This is a genomic window from Streptomyces sp. NPDC054813, assembly GCF_053611365.1.
This window is the reverse complement of record NZ_JBSHAF010000009.1, coordinates 253,356-268,878: the sequence shown is the minus strand read 5'-3', so window position 1 is coordinate 268,878 and position 15,523 is coordinate 253,356. Positions and strand designations below refer to the sequence as shown.

Here is a 15,523-nt window from a genome sequence, read left to right as displayed (position 1 = left end):
TCCGGCACCGCCGCGCCACCCTCCGCAAGGGTTTGCGGGTCGGTTCGCGGGATTCGCCGGGCGGCCCGAAACCTCGACCCGCCCTCGTTTCGCGCTCGGCCCGCGCTCGGCCCGCGCTCAGCCCGTGATCGCCACCGGGGCGTCCCACGCGTCACGGTCCACGGTGATCGTGTAACCGCCGCGCGTCTCCTTGCTGTTCACCATGTACTGGTGCGCCCGGCTGTGCCCGGTGAACTGGGTCGCGCCGAACGGCCAGTCCGCCGTGGTGGTGTTGTTCTTGTCCCACAGCGCGTACCAGAGGTTGCCCGGCAGGTCCGTCTTGTTCGTGGCGTTCGCGATCGCCTTGGCGCTGGAGCTGGTGAAGCCGTAGAAGCCCGCGCGGTACGTCTTCAGGCGCAGCTGCTTGTCGAAGGCGCGCACATAGGTGAGCACGGCGTTGTTGCACGCCGTGTTCGTCGTGTCGTACGCCTCCATGTCGAGGTAGATCGGGCTGCCCGCCTTCATACCGAGGGCGGCGGCCTTGGCGACCGCGTCGGTGGCGTCGCTGGTGCCGAGGGAGGCGGCGTTGGCGGTGGTCATCTTCTCCGGGTTGGAGCCGCTCTGGCAGGACGGCTGGGCGCCGACGTAGAGCGGGATGAGCTTCCAGCCGACCGCGGAGACGGACTTGACCCAGGAGGCGGTGAGGTTGGGCTGGGCGCAGCCGCGGTTCTTGCCGCCGACGTAGACGGCGGCGGCGCCGTAGAGGCCGCCGTGCCAGGCCTTCATCGCGGCCAGCGAGGGCGCGGTGCAGGTGTCGAAGGCGCGGCCGGTGTACGTCTTCTGGGCGGGCCAGGTGGTGGCCGCCATGGAGGTCTGCGCGGCGATCCCGGCGCCGGCGACGACCGCGGTTCCCGCGACGCCCCAGGTGATGTATCTGCGCTTCTTCGACTGCCGATGACTGGACATGCCCGAACCCCACCCCTGTTGTCTGAATCTGTGCTGTGCGAAAAGCCGTACGCGAAGTAGGTGCAGTATGAACTGCGCGGGGACTAGCCGCGCACCTGCCCCAGCCACTGCAGCGTCCGCCGGACTTCTCCCGCCATCGGATGACCGGGCCCGTGCAGCCGTTCCACGTCGAACAGCAGCCGGGTGAGCGTGTCCTGGCCGGCCGGCCGGTCGCCGAGCGCGAGCAGCAGGTGCCCGATCCGGCGGCGCACGTCGTGCGCGAGCTGCGGATCACCGGCCACGTACTGGTTCTCGTAGTACGGCAGCAGCGCGCGGTACTCGGCGAGCGCCGCGGCCGGTTCGCCGAGCTGTTCCAGGCACTGGGCGGTCTCGTAGCGGAATCGCAGGGACTGCGGGTCGGCCTGGCCCGCCTCGGCGGCGCGTTCGTCGGCGAGCCGGCGCAGTTCGGGCAGCGCGCGCCGGTACTGGCCGTCGTCCATCAGGGTGGCCGCGTACTGCTTGCGCAGCGTGCGGACGACCGTGGAGCGCTCGCCGTGCTGGTCGGCGGCGACCGGCAGGATCGCGCCCAGGATGTCGACGGCCTGGGTGATGCGCCCCTCCCCGAGCAGCCGCTTGACCTCGTCGACGGCGGAGACGACATCGGGTCTTCCGGGTACGGCGGCCACCGGGGCGGCGGGCTGCGGCGCGGGCAACCGCGCGCGGTCCGGCCAGGGGGCGTGCGGGCGCAGGAAGGGGCGTGTGGGGTCCAGGGGCGCCCCGGTGTGCATGCCGCGCGCGGGCAGGAGCGGGACGAGGTTCTCGTACACCTCCTGCGCCGAGGCGGGCCGGTGCTGCGGGTCCTTGGCGAGCAGCCGCAGCACCAGCGCCTCCAGCGGCTCGGGCACCTCGGGGCGGAGCCGGCGTACCGGCACCGGCTGCTCGTACAGATGGCGGTGCAGCACGCCGAGCGAGGTGGAGCCGGCGAACGGCACCTCTCCGCTGAGCAGTTCGTGCAGCAGCACCCCGAGCGCGTACAGGTCCGTGTACGGGCCGACCGCGCCGCCCATCGCCTGCTCGGGCGCCATGTAGGCGGGCGAGCCGATGGGGGTGCCGGTGTGGGTGAGGCGGGTGCTGTCGGTTTCCATCACGGAGGCGATACCGAGGTCCAGGACGGTGATGGTGCCGTCCTGCTTGACCATCAGGTTGCGCGGCTTGAGGTCCCGGTGGACGATCGGCACGGCGTGCACGGCGCTCAGCACGGCGCACAGTTGCGCGGCCACCGCGACCGCCCACGGCCAGGGGTACGGATCGTGCTCCGCGAGGTGACCGGCGAGGTCGGTGCCGTCCACGTACTGCATGACGAGGAACAGCTCCTCGCCCTCGGTACCCGCATCGTGCACGGTGACCAGGCCGGGGTGGTCGACCTGCGCGGTCACCCGGCACTCCCGCAGGAACCGGCGGCGCAGTTCGTCGGCGTCCGCGCCCGCCACCTTGTCGGGGCGCAGCAGCTTCACTCCCACCCGCCGGTCGAGCCGCTGGTCGTACGCCGTCCAGACCTGGCCCATGCCGCCCTGCCCGATGAGCGTGGACAGCTGGTAGCGGTCGGCGACGACTCTCCCTGTCGCCACGGTCACCTTCCGCCCTCGTCGCGGCCGTCGTGCTTGCGCAGATAGTCACTGAGCTCGTCGAGCTCGGCACGCACCTGCTCGATCCGCGCGGGCGCCGGACGCCGGGGCGGCGCGGGTATCGGGGGCTGGGACAGCGGCGGCCCGGGGACCGGGGGCACGGTGTGCGCGGGCGGGGTGTGCGGCGGCTGTGCGCCCAGGGGCGTCGTCGTCGTGGTGTACGGGGACGCGGGGGGCGGGTAGCCGTACGTATGCGCCGTGGCCTGCGCCGCGTACGCCTCGCGCTGCCGCTGGAAGTGGCGTACGTCGGCGGCGAGGTAGTAGACGACCGTGGCCAGGAGCGTGCCGAACAGCAGCGTGATCCCCAGGTAGCCGCCGGCCGTGTGCACGTCGTCGCCGGGTTCGGTGGCCAGCAGCACGATGCTGAGGATGTCGGCCGCGGCGACCGCCACCAGCAGGCCGTAGTCCGCCGATCTACGGGTCACCACGGCCAGCCGCAGCATCATCGCCCAGGCCAGGAAGCCGACGCTGAACACCCCCATCGCCACGAACACCACGCGCAACAGGACCAGTACCGCGTCGTGCGGCGGCCGCTGCACCGGCTGCGCATGGCCCTGGCCTTGCATGATCGCTCCTGTATTGCCTGAAAAGGGCGTACGTGCCCGCCCGGTGCGTCCGCTGACGGACAGCACCGGTCGTGCGTTGGTCGCTTCGAGCATATGGCCCGACACCGACGTGGGGTCCGGGTTGTATCGAACCGTTGTGTGGCGATCGCCAGGGCGCGTCCGCGCGCACCCTGGTTCACAGCGAACCGGGGTGCGCGCGCCGGGTACCTCGATGCGGCCCGCGGTGCGGAAAGGTTTCCGTCGTCGGGACCCGTTGTGCGGGCCGTCGCGTCAGTGGGCCTTGAACCGGGACGGCGCCTTGGTCGGGTTGCCGCCCGCGGGAAGCTTCTGACCGGGGCAGGTGGCGAGGACCTTCTTCATCGCGGCCTTCTCCGCGGCGGTGGCCCACAGCCCGTACTTCTTCTTCACGGCGACCTGAGCGGCGACATAGGTGCAGCGGTAGGCCTTGGCGGGCGGCAGCCAGGTGGCCGTGTCGCCGTCACCCTTGCCGCGGTTGGCGCTCGCGTCGACGGCCAGCAGGTTGAGCGGGTCGTTGGCCAGGGCTATGCGCTTGCTGGCGTCCCAGTACTTGGCGCCCGTCTGCCAGGCGTCCGAGAGGGCGACGAGGTGGTCGATGTCGACCAGACTGCGGCCACGCTTGTAGGTGACGTCCTTGCCGGAGTAGGGGTCAGGGTCCAGCACGCCGGCGGAGACCTTGCAGTCGCCGTCGGTGAACTTCACCTCCTTGAGGTCCCGCTTGAGTATGTCGTCCCTGGTTATCTACATCCCCCTCTCCCCTGCGATTCACGTGAGCGACAACCGTGTCCTCCCGTTGTGCCTCGCCGTTATCAGTCACACCAAGAGGCACATGAGCGACATGCTCAGACAGAGGGGATCAATGGTGTTACGTACGGAGAAGGCCGTCTCGCCCACCACGGGAGAGGTCACCTGGTTGCTCGTCGACGAGGAGACGTACCAGCCTCACCCCGAGGCACGGGAGTTCTCGCTCTACCTGCGGGGTGCAATGCGCTCGCCACAGACGCAGCGCGCCTACATTCCTCGGATCGGACGCTTCCTCAACTGGTGCGCCGGGCGGGGCACCGACTGGAAGACCGTCGGGCTCGGCGACATGACAAGATTCAAGTTCCATATCGAGCGGACACCGATCCGGCAGGGGCAACTGCCGTCAGGTAAGACAGTCAACGCCGTTCTCACCGCCGTCTGCGAGTTCATCCGCTTCTGCGCCGTCCAGGGTCACGTTGCCCATGACATCGCCGCGCGACTGAACGAGCCGCGCTTCCTGACATCGCCACCAGTCGGCTTCGATCCGGGTGAAGGCGGCCAGCACCTCATGGTGAAGGCCCGGGTACTGAAAGCGCCGGAGATCGAGACGGCGCCTGCGACACTCACCGCGTCACAGGTGGCCCAGGTACTCGATGCGGCGCCCACCGCTCGCGATCGGCTGCTCCTGACTGTGCTCGTGGAAGGTGGGCTGCGGATCGGCGAGGCTCTCGGGCTGCGGCGCGAGGACATGCACCTGCTGCCCGACTCAACCCACTTGGGCTGCCGAACACGTGGCGCGCACCTGCACGTACGACCGCGTCAGGACAACGTCAACGGGGCACGCGCGAAGGCGGGTCGGCACCGCATGGTGCCGCTCACGGGAATCACTGTTCACCGGTACCGCGGCCATCTCGCCGAGCGCGAGACCGTGCCCGAGGCTTCCCGCTGCGACTACGTCTTCGTGAACTTGGTCGGCGCCCACGCAGGCAGGCCTATGACGTACTCCAACGCCAAGCAGATCGTCGAACGGATCGGCAGACGGTGCGGCTTTCGCACGCGCCCCCACATGATGCGGCATACGGCAGCAACCAACTGGATTCGCAACGGAGTCGCCCCTGACGTCGTACAGGTGCTTCTGGGGCACGCGTCATCGGCGAGCACCGCTGTGTACGTGCACGCCCGGGACGATGACCTCCGCGCGGCCGTCGACGCCACCGCCACGGGGGCGGAGCGATGAACCGAACGATCGGTGCAGCCACCTTGAGTGCGCCGCGCCCACGGGACCCCGTATGGGCCGAATGGCTTGAACAACGGCTGGTTCCCGGGTGGCGGATGAAGGAGTGGGACTCGGCCACGTCGCGCTACACAGCAGACCCCGGCAACCCTTCGACGAGTGTGTTCACCTGCGTAGTGGCGGCATGCTCGACACATGTGGCGAGCAGCGGCAGCCGCTGTGAGTCCTGCCGTCGCGCCCGCGTACGCCAGGGACACCCGCTGGACTTCGACTCGACCTACGTTCCTCTTGCGGCTCGGCGCAGGCCCAACAGCACAGTCACGGCTGCTCTGGGAGTGTCCCAATTCTCGCTGGCCGAGGTGTCTCCGGCCGTACGACATGAGGTGCTGTACGGCCTCCAGCAGCGTGACGCCGCCGGGATCACCCTGGTTCCCCAGCGCATCCGCCGTGCCGTCGCTGCTCTCCCCTCCGGGCTGCCCACCCTCCCGGACCTCGACGAGTCGTTCATGCGTGGGTTGCCGGAGGACCTCGCCGGGATGTTGAACGGCATCTTGCAGCACGTCCGACGCGTGCGCTTGGAGTACGACGGCACCGATCCGACCTCGGGAGATGTCTGGGAATCCGCTCTGTTGGGACTCACCGCCGGACGGGGCCGGAGGTACCCCGCGGTGCATGGCGTCATCGACTTCCGGCCGGTCCGCCAGCCGTGGTTGCGCGAGTTGGTCAAGGAGTACGGACGGGCTGTCCGTCCCAATGTCTTCGACCTGCGTCAGACCGTGTACGCCGTGACGCTCGCGTCCAACGCCCTGGCCAACCGCCCCCATGGGGACAGGCCAGAGAAGTTGTCGATGGCGGACATGAGCATCGTGGTGGACGAGTTCCGCATCGCCAGGCGTCCCGAAGACAGCCATGACTACTCGACGGGCCACCGGCGGGCGCTGCTTCGCCTGTGGCGTGCGTTCCTCGAGTACACACGACAGGCCGGGCTGATGGATCACGTGCCCGGCGGTTTCGCCCTGAACCCGAAGATTCACACCATTGCCGCGCTCGAGGTCTCCGAGGACGAGATCGGCCGCGCAATCCCCGAGCACGTCATCGCCCAACTCGACCTTCACATCGAGTTGCTCGGAACATCGAGCAGGTACGAGAGCGGTGGCTGGACTGCTTCCGACTTCGCGCGGATGTACCAAGCGGCATACAGGATCCTTCGGGACACCGGTCGGCGCCCTGGTGAGGTGACCAGTTTGCGTCGCGACTGTCTGGAGTGGGTCGACGGCAAACCGACTCTGATCTACGACAACCACAAGCGGCGCCGACACGGCCGCCGCCTGCCCATCACCGAGGCAACTGCCCAGGAGATCGAGTTGTGGCAGAAGGAGCTTCAGCGTCTGCCGCAGGTTCCGGTGTGCGCGCAGTGGCTGTTTCCGTCACCAGGCCAGCGCAACCGCCCTCGGCGCGGTCACCTCACCACCGCGCAGTTCTGCAACCGGATCTTCCGCGACTGGGTCGACGAGCTCATTCCCGTACTCGTGGACGAGCGCCTGGGCGCCGACGGCGAGCCCTTGTCATACGACCGCACCCAGATCATCCCGTACGGGTTCCGCCATGCCTACGCGCAGCGCCACGCGGACGCCGGCACCCGCCCCGATGTCCTCAGAGACCTCATGGACCACCGCTCCCTCGACGTCACGATGGGCTACTACAAAGTCTCACTCAGCAGAAAACAGGAAGCCGTCAGGACAGTCGCCCGCCTCGCCGTCGACCGACACGGATCTCCCAAGCGCTTCGAAGACCCCCTGGCCTACGAGGTCGAGAGCGTCGCGGTCCCCTACGGAGGCTGCACCGAGCCCAGCAACGTCAAGGCGGGCGGGGGACACTGCCGTATTCGCTTCCAGTGCGCCGGATGCGACTTCTACCGGCCCGATCCCTCCTATCTGCCCGCGCTGGAGCAACAGGTTGCGGATCTGCGGGCGGACAGGGAGGCCGCCCTGGCCATGGAGGCGGCGGACTGGGTGGTACGCAACTTCGACGACCAGATCCGGGCCTACGCCGAGTCGGCCGACAAGATGCGGCGACAACTTGAAGAGATGCCCGAGGAGGAACGGGCCACAGTCGAGGCCGCCTCACGCGAACTGCGCAAAGTCCGCTCAGCCGCCGCTTTCATCCCGGTCCAGTCTCTGACCTCGCGGAGAACCTCATGACCCGTACCGCCTCTCATGACACCGCAGGCAAAGAAGCGCGGATCCGGCGTCTTCGTGCCGCCCGTGCCCAGGACAGTGAAGCCAAGGCGGCTCGCGCCCTGGACGTGGTCCGTGACCTCCTCGCCTCGGGGCAGCGGATCACCTGCGCCCGGGTCGCCCGCGAAGCCTCGGTATCCACATGGTTCGTCTACAACCAGCCGAAGGTGCAGGATGCCGTCCAGGCCGCCATGCACGAACAGCGTCAGCACGGACGCGGGACCACTACCGGGCCAAGCTCGGGACAGGTCACACCCGCCGGCCTGCAGACCGAACTCGCCCTGGCTCGGGAAGAGATCAAGGATCTGAAGAAGGAGCAGGGCCGTCTCCGGGAACGCGTACGGCTCTCTCTGGGCGCGGAACTGGACGATGTGGGCCGTGGTCAGCTGGTCGAGCGGATCCGGCAGCTGGAACAGCAGAACACGGAGCTGAGACGTGAGCTGTCAGAGGCCGGGGACCGCCTGACCGATTCAGAACGACGCCTGCAGGAGGCGGAAGACGACCTCACCGCCGCCAGGGCAAGTCTTCGTCGCGCGATGCGGGCGGTGCCTTCGAAGTGACCAATTGCGGGAACCGGTAACAGGCCCGCCGCAGACCATGTTGTGGCAGGCAGGGTTCGTGATCGGCCGCCTCCCCCTTGACCAGCAACTTGAGTGCCTGCGTGAGACGTTGTTCCGAAACGAGGTGTTGACGGAGATACTTGCACGCATCGCGACGTTGGGTCTGCCGGGGTGGTACGTGACGGCCGGGTGCCTGTTCCAGACGGTGTGGAACGTGGTCACGGACAGACCGCCGACCAGAGGCATCAAGGACTATGACGTCTTCTACTTCGACGCCGGCGATCTGTCCTGGGAGGCGCAGGACGCTGCGATCAAGGCCGGACGGGAGGTTTTCTCCGGCCTGCCCGCAGAGGTTGAGATCCGGAACGAGGCGCGGGCGCACCTCTGGTACGAGGACAAGTTCGGGGTGGCGTGTCCTCCATACGAGTCCACCGAGGCGGCGATCGACAGCTTTGCCGCAACCACGTGCTGTCTAGGGGTACGTGCCGAGGCGGACAACAAGTGGCGTGTGTATGCGCCACATGGGCTGTCGGACGTGTTCAACCTCATCGTCCGACCGAACCCGGTGCTCGCGCCGCGGTCGGTCTACGAGGCAAAGGCGGCATGGCGACGCGAACAATGGCCTGAACTGACCGTCCTCGAATGGCCCTCCACGAGCACCACGACTTCCTCGGCCCGCGGCTGATGCCGACCGCGTCGGCCTTTATCAGCCATCGCACTGCGTCAGCATCATCCGCTTGTCCGCGACCGTCACCGGAAGGCCGTACTTCAACGACACCTGAGCGAATCGCACCACATAGGAGCAGCGGATCTGCTTGTTCGGGGGCAGCCAGGTCGCAGGTCCCGAGTCGCTCTTGGCGCCGTTGGTGGGGCCGTCCACGGGAATCAGGTTGAGCGGGTCGTTGGCGATGTCCTCCCGCTTGTCCTTCGTCCAACGGGAAGCACCCATCTGCCAGTCGTACGACAGCGGCATGACGTGGTCTATCTGCACCGTCGTTGCGTGGGACTTGATCCACTCGATGGTCTTGCCGGTGTACGGGTCGTGCAGCGTCATGGAGGCGACGACGCAGTTGGAGCCGGTCCGGAAGCGGACTTTCTCGCCATCGCGTTTCAAGAGATCGTTTCGCGAGTCACAGCCGTTGTGCGCAAAGGGTATGCCGCCTGGAGCCGAGTCCATCCAGGCATAGCCGAACTTGTCCCTCTCGTACCCCGTCTTCGGCCCACGTCCCTTCGTCGCCACTTTTTCGATCACCGACCGTGCCTTCGCCTTGTCCGCGGTGGACGTGATCGCCCCCAGCCCCGGTTTCGTGCCGTCCGGATTGTCCAGTGGGTTCACAGCCCGGCCGTCACCGGCGGTCGAAACGGCGGAACCGGAGGATCCGCTGCCCGCAGGTGGAGCAATGTCCTTGCAGCCTGCGATCAGGAGTCCGGTGGCCGCCAGCGCGGCGAATGCCAGAACAACACGCCGGCCTCCGACGCTGTGCCTCATGTACCTCTCAGTACGCATAACGCACCGCCCCCTTAATGAGCTGCGAAAACCCTGCGATCACGTTGTGCAGCATAGAGATAACCCTGGTGTCACAGGAGTTGGAGTCGGTGTCCGCCCAGGCGGAGCCGAACTTCTCCCGGGTGTAACCGGTCTTCGGCGCCCGGCCCTTGACGGTCAGCGCGTCGGCGGCGGTCAGCGCCGCTCCCCCGCCGCCCGCGCCCTGGGCTCCCGGGCTCCCCTTGTCCTGCAGGTCCTTGCAGCCGGCCACGGCGAAGATCATGACGACAGCGATGACCGCCCCGCCCCTCAGACGCGTCACGTGCGCCCCCTCTTCCATCCCTCTTTCCGCCTCCACGCGGGCGGATCTCTCCTGGCTCACGGTAGCCGCCGCGCGGTTCACGCCGAATGGCACCTAAAGGGGCAGATGGCAATCAACTCCCCCTTATCGGAACCGCTTTGACGCACCGGGAGAAGCCCGGGCGGTACGCCTTCGCGCCCGCTCACACCACGCCACGGTCGCACGCCGTACCGCACGCCTTGCCGGTTCGCGGCGCGCCAAACCGCCAGGGACGAGCGCCGGTCAGCGGTCAGCGCAGGATCGGCGGGCCGAAGGTTGCCGTGGCGGTCGGGTCGACGGCGCGGTCCGGTGTGCAGGGGCGGACGTAAAACTGGCCCGCCCCGCAGGGCCCGGTGAACTCGACCGCCCCGCGCTCGCGCATCGCCCTGTGCACCAGGTCGAGCTGGTCCCCGCGGCCCACGAGGTATGACGGTGGGCTCACCCCGGGTTCGTGCGGGAGCCGGACGAGCCCCGGGGCGGGCAGGCGCAGGGGCAGGCGCCGATGCGTCAGCGATGGGGATGGCGGGTGGGCGCGGGCGGCGTCAGGGAAACCGGCAAAAGCCGCGCCGCGGCCGTCCGCGGCCCCAGGACCGACGGTCCTGCGACCCCGGCACCGGCCGCCCTACGACCCCAGCACCGACGCCAGGAACTCACCGACCCAGCCCAGCAACTCCCGTCCCACCAGCGGCTTTCCGCCCACCTTCGCGGTCTTCGGGCGGGGCACCAGCACCTGGTGGACGGCCGGCTTGATGACGGTCCCCGGGTACAGACGCTTGAGCCGCAGCTCCTGCGATTCGCGCAACTCGACCGGAGCGAAGCGGATGTTGGTGCCCTGGAGGACGATCTCGCCGACTCCGCACGCGCGGGCGAGCATCCGCAGCCCGGCGACCAGGAGCAGGTTCTCCACCGGTTCGGGCAACTTGCCGTAGCGGTCGGTGAGTTCCTCGCGGACCGCCTTGATGTCCTCCTCGGAGTTGGCGGAGGCGATGGACCGGTAGGCCTGGAGGCGCAGCCGCTCGCCGGGCGCGTAGTCGTGCGGGACGTGCGCGTCGACGGGTACTTCGATCTTGACCTCCAGCGGCGGCTCTTCCTCGATCTCCCCGGTCTCCAGCTGCCGCCGGTAGTCCGCGACCGCCTCGCCGACCATGCGGACGTACAGGTCGAAGCCGACGCCCGCGATGTGCCCGGACTGCTCGCCGCCGAGCAGGTTGCCGGCGCCGCGGATCTCCAGGTCCTTCATCGCCACGTACATGCCGGCGCCCATCTCGGTGTGCTGGGCGATGGTGGCGAGCCGTTCGTGCGCGGTCTCGGTGAGCGGCTTCTCCGGCGGGTACAGGAAGTACGCGTATCCGCGCTCACGCCCTCGGCCGACCCGGCCGCGCAGCTGGTGCAGCTGGGAGAGGCCGAAGGTGTCGCCGCGTTCGACGATCAGGGTGTTGGCGTTGGAGATGTCGATGCCGGACTCGACGATCGTCGTGGAGACGAGGACGTCGAACTTCTTCTCCCAGAAGTCGACGACGACCTGTTCCAGCGCCGATTCCGACATCTGGCCGTGGGCGGTGGCGATCCGCGCCTCGGGGACGATCTCGCGGAGGCGGGAGGCCGCGCGGTCGATGGACTCGACGCGGTTGTGGATGTAGAAGACCTGGCCCTCGCGCAGCAGTTCGCGGCGGATGGCGGCGCCGATCTGCTTCTCCTCGTAGGGGCCGACGAAGGTGAGTACCGGGTGCCGTTCCTCCGGCGGGGTGGTGATCGTGGACATCTCGCGGATGCCGGTGACCGCCATCTCCAGGGTGCGGGGGATCGGGGTCGCGGACATGGTCAGCACGTCGACGTTGGCGCGCAGCTTCTTCAGCTGCTCCTTGTGCTCGACGCCGAAGCGCTGCTCCTCGTCGACGATGACCAGGCCGAGGTCCTTGAACTTGGTCTCCGAGGAGAACAGCCGGTGGGTGCCGATGACGACGTCGACCGCGCCCTCCCTGAGCCCCTCCAGAGTCGTCTTCGCCTCGGTGTCCGTCTGGAAGCGGGAGAGCGCCTTCACGCTCACCGGGAACTGCGAGTACCGCTCGGAGAACGTCCCGAAGTGCTGCTGCACCAGCAGCGTGGTGGGGACGAGGACGGCGACCTGCTTGCCGTCCTGTACGGCCTTGAAGGCGGCCCGTACGGCGATCTCCGTCTTGCCGTAGCCGACGTCGCCGCAGATCAGGCGGTCCATGGGGACCGTCTTCTCCATGTCGTCCTTGACCTCGGCGATGGTGGTCAGCTGGTCGGGGGTCTCCGCGTACGGGAAGGCGTCCTCCAGCTCGCGCTGCCAGGGCGAGTCGCCGGCGAAGGCGTGGCCGGGGGCGGCCATGCGCGCGCTGTAGAGCTTGATCAGGTCGGCGGCGATCTCCTTGACGGCCTTCTTGGCGCGTGCCTTGGTCTTCGTCCAGTCCGCGCCGCCCAGGCGGTGCAGGGTGGGCGCCTCGCCGCCGACGTACTTGGTGATCTGCTCCAGCTGGTCGGTGGGGATGTACAGCCGGTCGCCGGGCTGGCCGCGCTTGGCGGGCGCGTACTCGACGACCAGGTACTCGCGGGTCGCGCCCTGGACGGTGCGCTGCACCATCTCGATGTAGCGGCCGACGCCGTGCTGCTCGTGGACGATGTAGTCGCCCGCCTCCAGGGTGAGCGGGTCGATGGTCTTGCGGCGCCGGGCCGGCATCCGGGCGCCGTCCTTGCCGGCCGCCTTCTGGCCTGACAGGTCGGTCTCGGTGAGGACGGCGAGTCTGAGCGCCGGGTCGACGAAGCCGTAGTCGATCGAGCCGCAGGACACCTGCACGACCGAGGGGCTCAGCTCGCCCAGGTCGACGTCCAGCCGGGCCGCGATGCCCTCGCCGCCGAGCACCTCGACGGTGCGTGAGGCGGGGCCGTGGCCCTCGGTCACGTAGACCGTGCGCCAGCCGTCGGCGAGCCAGCCCTTGGTGTCGGCGAGGGCCTTGGCGGTGTCGCCGCGGTAGCTCTCCGTGGCGTGCATGCCGAGCTTGAGGGTGTCGGCGGACAGCTCTTCGTCGGCGGCGAACGGCGACACCGACCACCACATCATGTCCCGCTCGCGCGCCCGGTCGCGGACGTCCGCGATCGACCACAGGGAGGCCGCGCCGACGTCGATGGGCGCCTCGCCGCCGCCCGCGGTGGCCGCCCAGGAGGCCTGCAGGAACTCCTGGCTCGTGGCCACCAGGTCGGCGGCCCGCGTCCGCACCCGTTCCGGATCGCACACGACGGCCATCGCGCCCTTGGGCAGCACGTCGAGCAGCAGCTCCATGTCGTCGACCAGGACGGGGGCGAGGGACTCCATGCCCTCGACCGCGATCCCCTCGGCGATCTTGTTCAGCAGTTCGCCCAGCTCCGGGTGCGCTTCGGCGAGGGCACGCGCGCGTGCGCGGACGTCGTCGGTCAGCAGCAGCTCGCGGCAGGGCGGCGCCCACAGTCCGTGCTCGGCGACCTCCAGGGAGCGCTGGTCGGCGACCTTGAAGTAGCGGATCTCCTCGACGTCGTCGCCCCAGAACTCGACGCGCAGGGGGTGTTCCTCGGTGGGCGGGAACACGTCCAGGATGCCGCCGCGCACGGCGAACTCGCCGCGCTTCTCGACGAGCTCCACGCGCGCGTAGGCGGCGGCAGCGAGGGCTTCCACGACGTCGTTCAGATCGGCGCTCTGCCCGGTGCGCAGTGCCACCGGCTCGAGGTCGCCGAGGCCCTTGACCTGCGGCTGGAGCACGGACCGTACGGGCGAGACGACGACGGAGACCGGGCCGGTCTCGGGGTCGTCGGTACTGGGGTGGGCGAGGCGGCGCAGGACGGCGAGGCGGCGGCCGACGGTGTCGCTGCGCGGGCTGAGCCGCTCATGGGGCAGCGTCTCCCACGAGGGGTACTCCACGACGCCCTCGGGCGGCAGCAGTGTGCGCAGTGCGGCGGCCAGGTCCTCGGCCTCCCGTCCCGTCGCCGTGACCGCCAGCACCGGGCGGCCGGCGTCGCGGGCCAGGGCGGCGACCGCGAAGGGGCGGGCCGCCGGGGGACCGACCAGGTCGACGTGCATGCGGTTGCCGTCGGCGGACGCCTTGATCGCTTCCGCGAGGGCGGGGTCCTTGACTACGGCGTCGAGCAGACCGTGCAGGCTCATGGGAGTTCCATCCGGGGAGGGGCACGCAAACAGCCCGACACGTCACACGGGCCGGGGCTCTCCAGCCTACGGCGCCCGCTGCCCCAACCGCCCCACCCGACCGGAACGGGGCCCTGCCGGGCCGACGTCACGACTGCGCGTGACTCCGGCTCGGCATCAGGCGGCGTCGTTCCTGGCGAAGGCGACTGTCACGCCGCGGCCCGGCTCGACCGTCACCAACAGGTCCGATCCGAAGGCCTTGGCGATGCGTTCCAGTAAAGGGAACGTGGGCATGCATTTCCCGCGCTCCAGCCGGGAGATCGCCGCTTGTGTCATACCGGAGAGTTCGGCGAGCCGCACCTGAGTCATCCCGACTTTCCCCCGCCGTTCTCGGACGGCTTTCCCGAGGATTTCCTCGACGTTTTCTCTCCGTCCGACACGCTCCCAGGCCATCCCCCGTTGATGACGCTGCACCTTCACTCCCGAATCGCTCTTCATTCGCCGACGAATCGCGGAACAAAATACGCCCGCGAGGCTAGCCGACGTCCGGTCCCCCCGGCCGCCACTTGAGCAAGATCTGAGCTTGATCCCACGCCGTCGGCTGCCGCCACCCGGGCCCTCGCACCACGCTATGACATTCCTGAAATATAGCGGGACTGGCATAACGGCCCACGGCTCACACGGACGCCAAGGTGAAGCAGCATGGAATGACGTATTCCGAATTTCTCGAACCGTCACGCGCCAGAAAGTCGATTGCCCCCCTGGCGCGGACATGCCATCGTTGCCGCCACCTCAACCGGAAAGGGAACTCAGCCTTGATCAAGTTACGCGCCAAAATTCCTGCCATCGCCCTTTCGGGCCTCGTCCTCATCACGGGGGCGTCGCCGGCCCTTGCCGACTCCGCGACATCCCACGGAGCCGTTTCGCAGACGGTAACCGCCTCTGTGACCAAGGCGCAGAAACTCAGCAAGCTGAAGACCCTGACGGGTAATTCGGAGGACTCGGAGCTCAAGTGGGGCGCGGCGCTCGATGACCACACTGCCGGCCGACAGTCGATCGAAAAGTACAAGTTCAACTGGCACACCGATTACTGCACCTACTCTCCGGATTCACTTCCCGGCGGCTACGTCTTTAAATGGGGCTGCTACCGACACGACTTCGGCTATCGCAACTACAAGAACCTCGTAGGCAACGCCGCGTTCAAACGGGATCACAAGCTGCGCGTCGACAAGGCCCTCCTTGGCGACCTGAACCGGGTCTGCGGCCAGCGTTTCTGGGACGACCCGTACCCGGCCGCGCAGCGCAAGAAGCTGAAGGATGCCTGCTACAAGGCCGCCAAGAAGTACTACAACGCGGTGCGCGCCGCCGGCTGACCGCCGGGCTCTGCCCGTCGTCGAGGGCGTGTCCGGAGCCCGGAACACCGCTTTGACCAGGGGCAAGCACACGGACGGCGGGGCGCGGAGTCGATCTCAGCGCCCCGCCGGCCGATCGGGTCGGCGTGGTTGCCGTGTACGTGGCGCTCGCGGTGAGAAAGTTAATCCAGCCGGCCCCGGACCCCGGGGTGAGCGCCGCGAACAGTCCCACGACTGTGTCT

General features: G+C 68.7%; 12 protein-coding genes and 2 pseudogenes. 5 read left to right on the top strand and 9 right to left on the bottom strand.

Features of this window, described 5'->3' with window-relative positions; all coding sequences use genetic code 11:
- Positions 1-117 precede the first annotated feature (117 nt).
- From ACWGJB_RS20535 to ACWGJB_RS20520, 4 genes and pseudogenes are all read right to left on the bottom strand, one after another.
- Positions 118-945 carry a glycoside hydrolase domain-containing protein gene (locus ACWGJB_RS20535; RefSeq protein WP_453381561.1) on the bottom strand — a complete coding sequence of 276 codons (828 nt, stop codon included), beginning with the start codon at positions 943-945 and terminating at the stop codon, positions 118-120.
- 83 nt (positions 946-1,028) lie between these two features.
- A complete protein-coding gene (locus tag ACWGJB_RS20530; protein ID WP_453381660.1) occupies positions 1,029-2,516 on the bottom strand; it encodes a protein kinase domain-containing protein in 1,488 nt (495 codons plus the stop codon).
- A 38-nt stretch (positions 2,517-2,554) separates the two neighbouring features.
- On the bottom strand, positions 2,555-3,175 hold the full coding sequence (locus tag ACWGJB_RS20525) for a hypothetical protein (RefSeq protein ID WP_453381560.1): 621 nt from the start codon (positions 3,173-3,175) through the stop codon (positions 2,555-2,557).
- Positions 3,176-3,445: 270 nt separating this feature from the next.
- Positions 3,446-3,931, bottom strand: a pseudogene (locus ACWGJB_RS20520) (HNH endonuclease family protein); the annotation flags it as partial.
- A 91-nt stretch (positions 3,932-4,022) separates the two neighbouring features.
- On the opposite strand from ACWGJB_RS20520, the gene ACWGJB_RS20515 reads away from it, so the two are divergent.
- The 4 genes from ACWGJB_RS20515 to ACWGJB_RS20500 all read left to right on the top strand — a co-directional run bounded on the left by ACWGJB_RS20515 (position 4,023) and on the right by ACWGJB_RS20500 (position 8,653).
- On the top strand, positions 4,023-5,174 hold the full coding sequence (locus ACWGJB_RS20515) for a tyrosine-type recombinase/integrase (protein WP_453381559.1): 1,152 nt from the start codon (positions 4,023-4,025) through the stop codon (positions 5,172-5,174).
- 380 nt (positions 5,175-5,554) lie between these two features.
- On the top strand, positions 5,555-7,372 hold the full coding sequence (locus ACWGJB_RS20510) for a tyrosine-type recombinase/integrase (RefSeq protein WP_453381558.1): 1,818 nt from the start codon (positions 5,555-5,557) through the stop codon (positions 7,370-7,372).
- Positions 7,369-7,968, top strand: coding sequence for a DUF6262 family protein (locus tag ACWGJB_RS20505; protein WP_453381557.1), 600 nt, complete (start codon positions 7,369-7,371; stop codon positions 7,966-7,968). Before ACWGJB_RS20510 ends, ACWGJB_RS20505 begins: the two co-directional genes overlap by 4 nt.
- 58 nt (positions 7,969-8,026) lie before the next feature.
- Complete coding sequence (locus ACWGJB_RS20500; RefSeq protein ID WP_453381556.1) at positions 8,027-8,653, top strand: nucleotidyltransferase family protein; 627 nt, start codon at positions 8,027-8,029, stop codon at positions 8,651-8,653.
- A 21-nt stretch (positions 8,654-8,674) separates the two neighbouring features.
- Here ACWGJB_RS20500 and ACWGJB_RS20495 read toward each other — a convergent pair whose 3' ends face one another.
- The 5 genes and pseudogenes from ACWGJB_RS20495 to ACWGJB_RS20475 form a co-directional block, all read right to left on the bottom strand.
- Positions 8,675-9,457 (bottom strand): HNH endonuclease family protein, encoded by a 783-nt coding sequence (locus tag ACWGJB_RS20495; RefSeq protein ID WP_453381555.1) that lies wholly within the window; start codon positions 9,455-9,457, stop codon positions 8,675-8,677.
- An 82-nt stretch (positions 9,458-9,539) separates the two neighbouring features.
- Positions 9,540-9,776: pseudogene (locus ACWGJB_RS20490) on the bottom strand (hypothetical protein); the annotation flags it as partial.
- A 268-nt stretch (positions 9,777-10,044) separates the two neighbouring features.
- On the bottom strand, positions 10,045-10,236 hold the full coding sequence (locus tag ACWGJB_RS20485) for a hypothetical protein (protein ID WP_453381554.1): 192 nt from the start codon (positions 10,234-10,236) through the stop codon (positions 10,045-10,047).
- A gap of 180 nt (positions 10,237-10,416) precedes the next feature.
- Complete coding sequence (gene mfd, locus ACWGJB_RS20480) at positions 10,417-13,950, bottom strand: transcription-repair coupling factor (protein WP_453381553.1); 3,534 nt, start codon at positions 13,948-13,950, stop codon at positions 10,417-10,419.
- Between the two features lie 156 nt (positions 13,951-14,106).
- Positions 14,107-14,409, bottom strand: coding sequence for a helix-turn-helix domain-containing protein (locus tag ACWGJB_RS20475; protein ID WP_453381552.1), 303 nt, complete (start codon positions 14,407-14,409; stop codon positions 14,107-14,109).
- A 227-nt stretch (positions 14,410-14,636) separates the two neighbouring features.
- On the opposite strand from ACWGJB_RS20475, the gene ACWGJB_RS20470 reads away from it, so the two are divergent.
- Positions 14,637-15,302: a phospholipase A2 gene (locus ACWGJB_RS20470; protein WP_453381551.1), complete on the top strand. Its 666-nt coding sequence runs from the start codon at positions 14,637-14,639 to the stop codon at positions 15,300-15,302.
- Positions 15,303-15,523 lie beyond the last annotated feature (221 nt).

Bases quoted from the DNA above. Each gene is read 5' to 3' on its own strand.
- mfd (WP_453381553.1), bottom strand. From the start codon at position 13,950: ATGAGCCTGCACGGTCTGCTCGACGCCGTAGTCAAGGACCCCGCCCTC.
- ACWGJB_RS20515 (WP_453381559.1), top strand. From the start codon at position 4,023: ATGAGCGACATGCTCAGACAGAGGGGATCAATGGTGTTACGTACGGAG.
- ACWGJB_RS20535 (WP_453381561.1), bottom strand. From the start codon at position 945: ATGTCCAGTCATCGGCAGTCGAAGAAGCGCAGATACATCACCTGGGGC.
- ACWGJB_RS20470 (WP_453381551.1), top strand. From the start codon at position 14,637: ATGACGTATTCCGAATTTCTCGAACCGTCACGCGCCAGAAAGTCGATT.
- ACWGJB_RS20525 (WP_453381560.1), bottom strand. From the start codon at position 3,175: ATGCAAGGCCAGGGCCATGCGCAGCCGGTGCAGCGGCCGCCGCACGAC.
- ACWGJB_RS20495 (WP_453381555.1), bottom strand. From the start codon at position 9,457: ATGAGGCACAGCGTCGGAGGCCGGCGTGTTGTTCTGGCATTCGCCGCG.
- ACWGJB_RS20505 (WP_453381557.1), top strand. From the start codon at position 7,369: ATGACCCGTACCGCCTCTCATGACACCGCAGGCAAAGAAGCGCGGATC.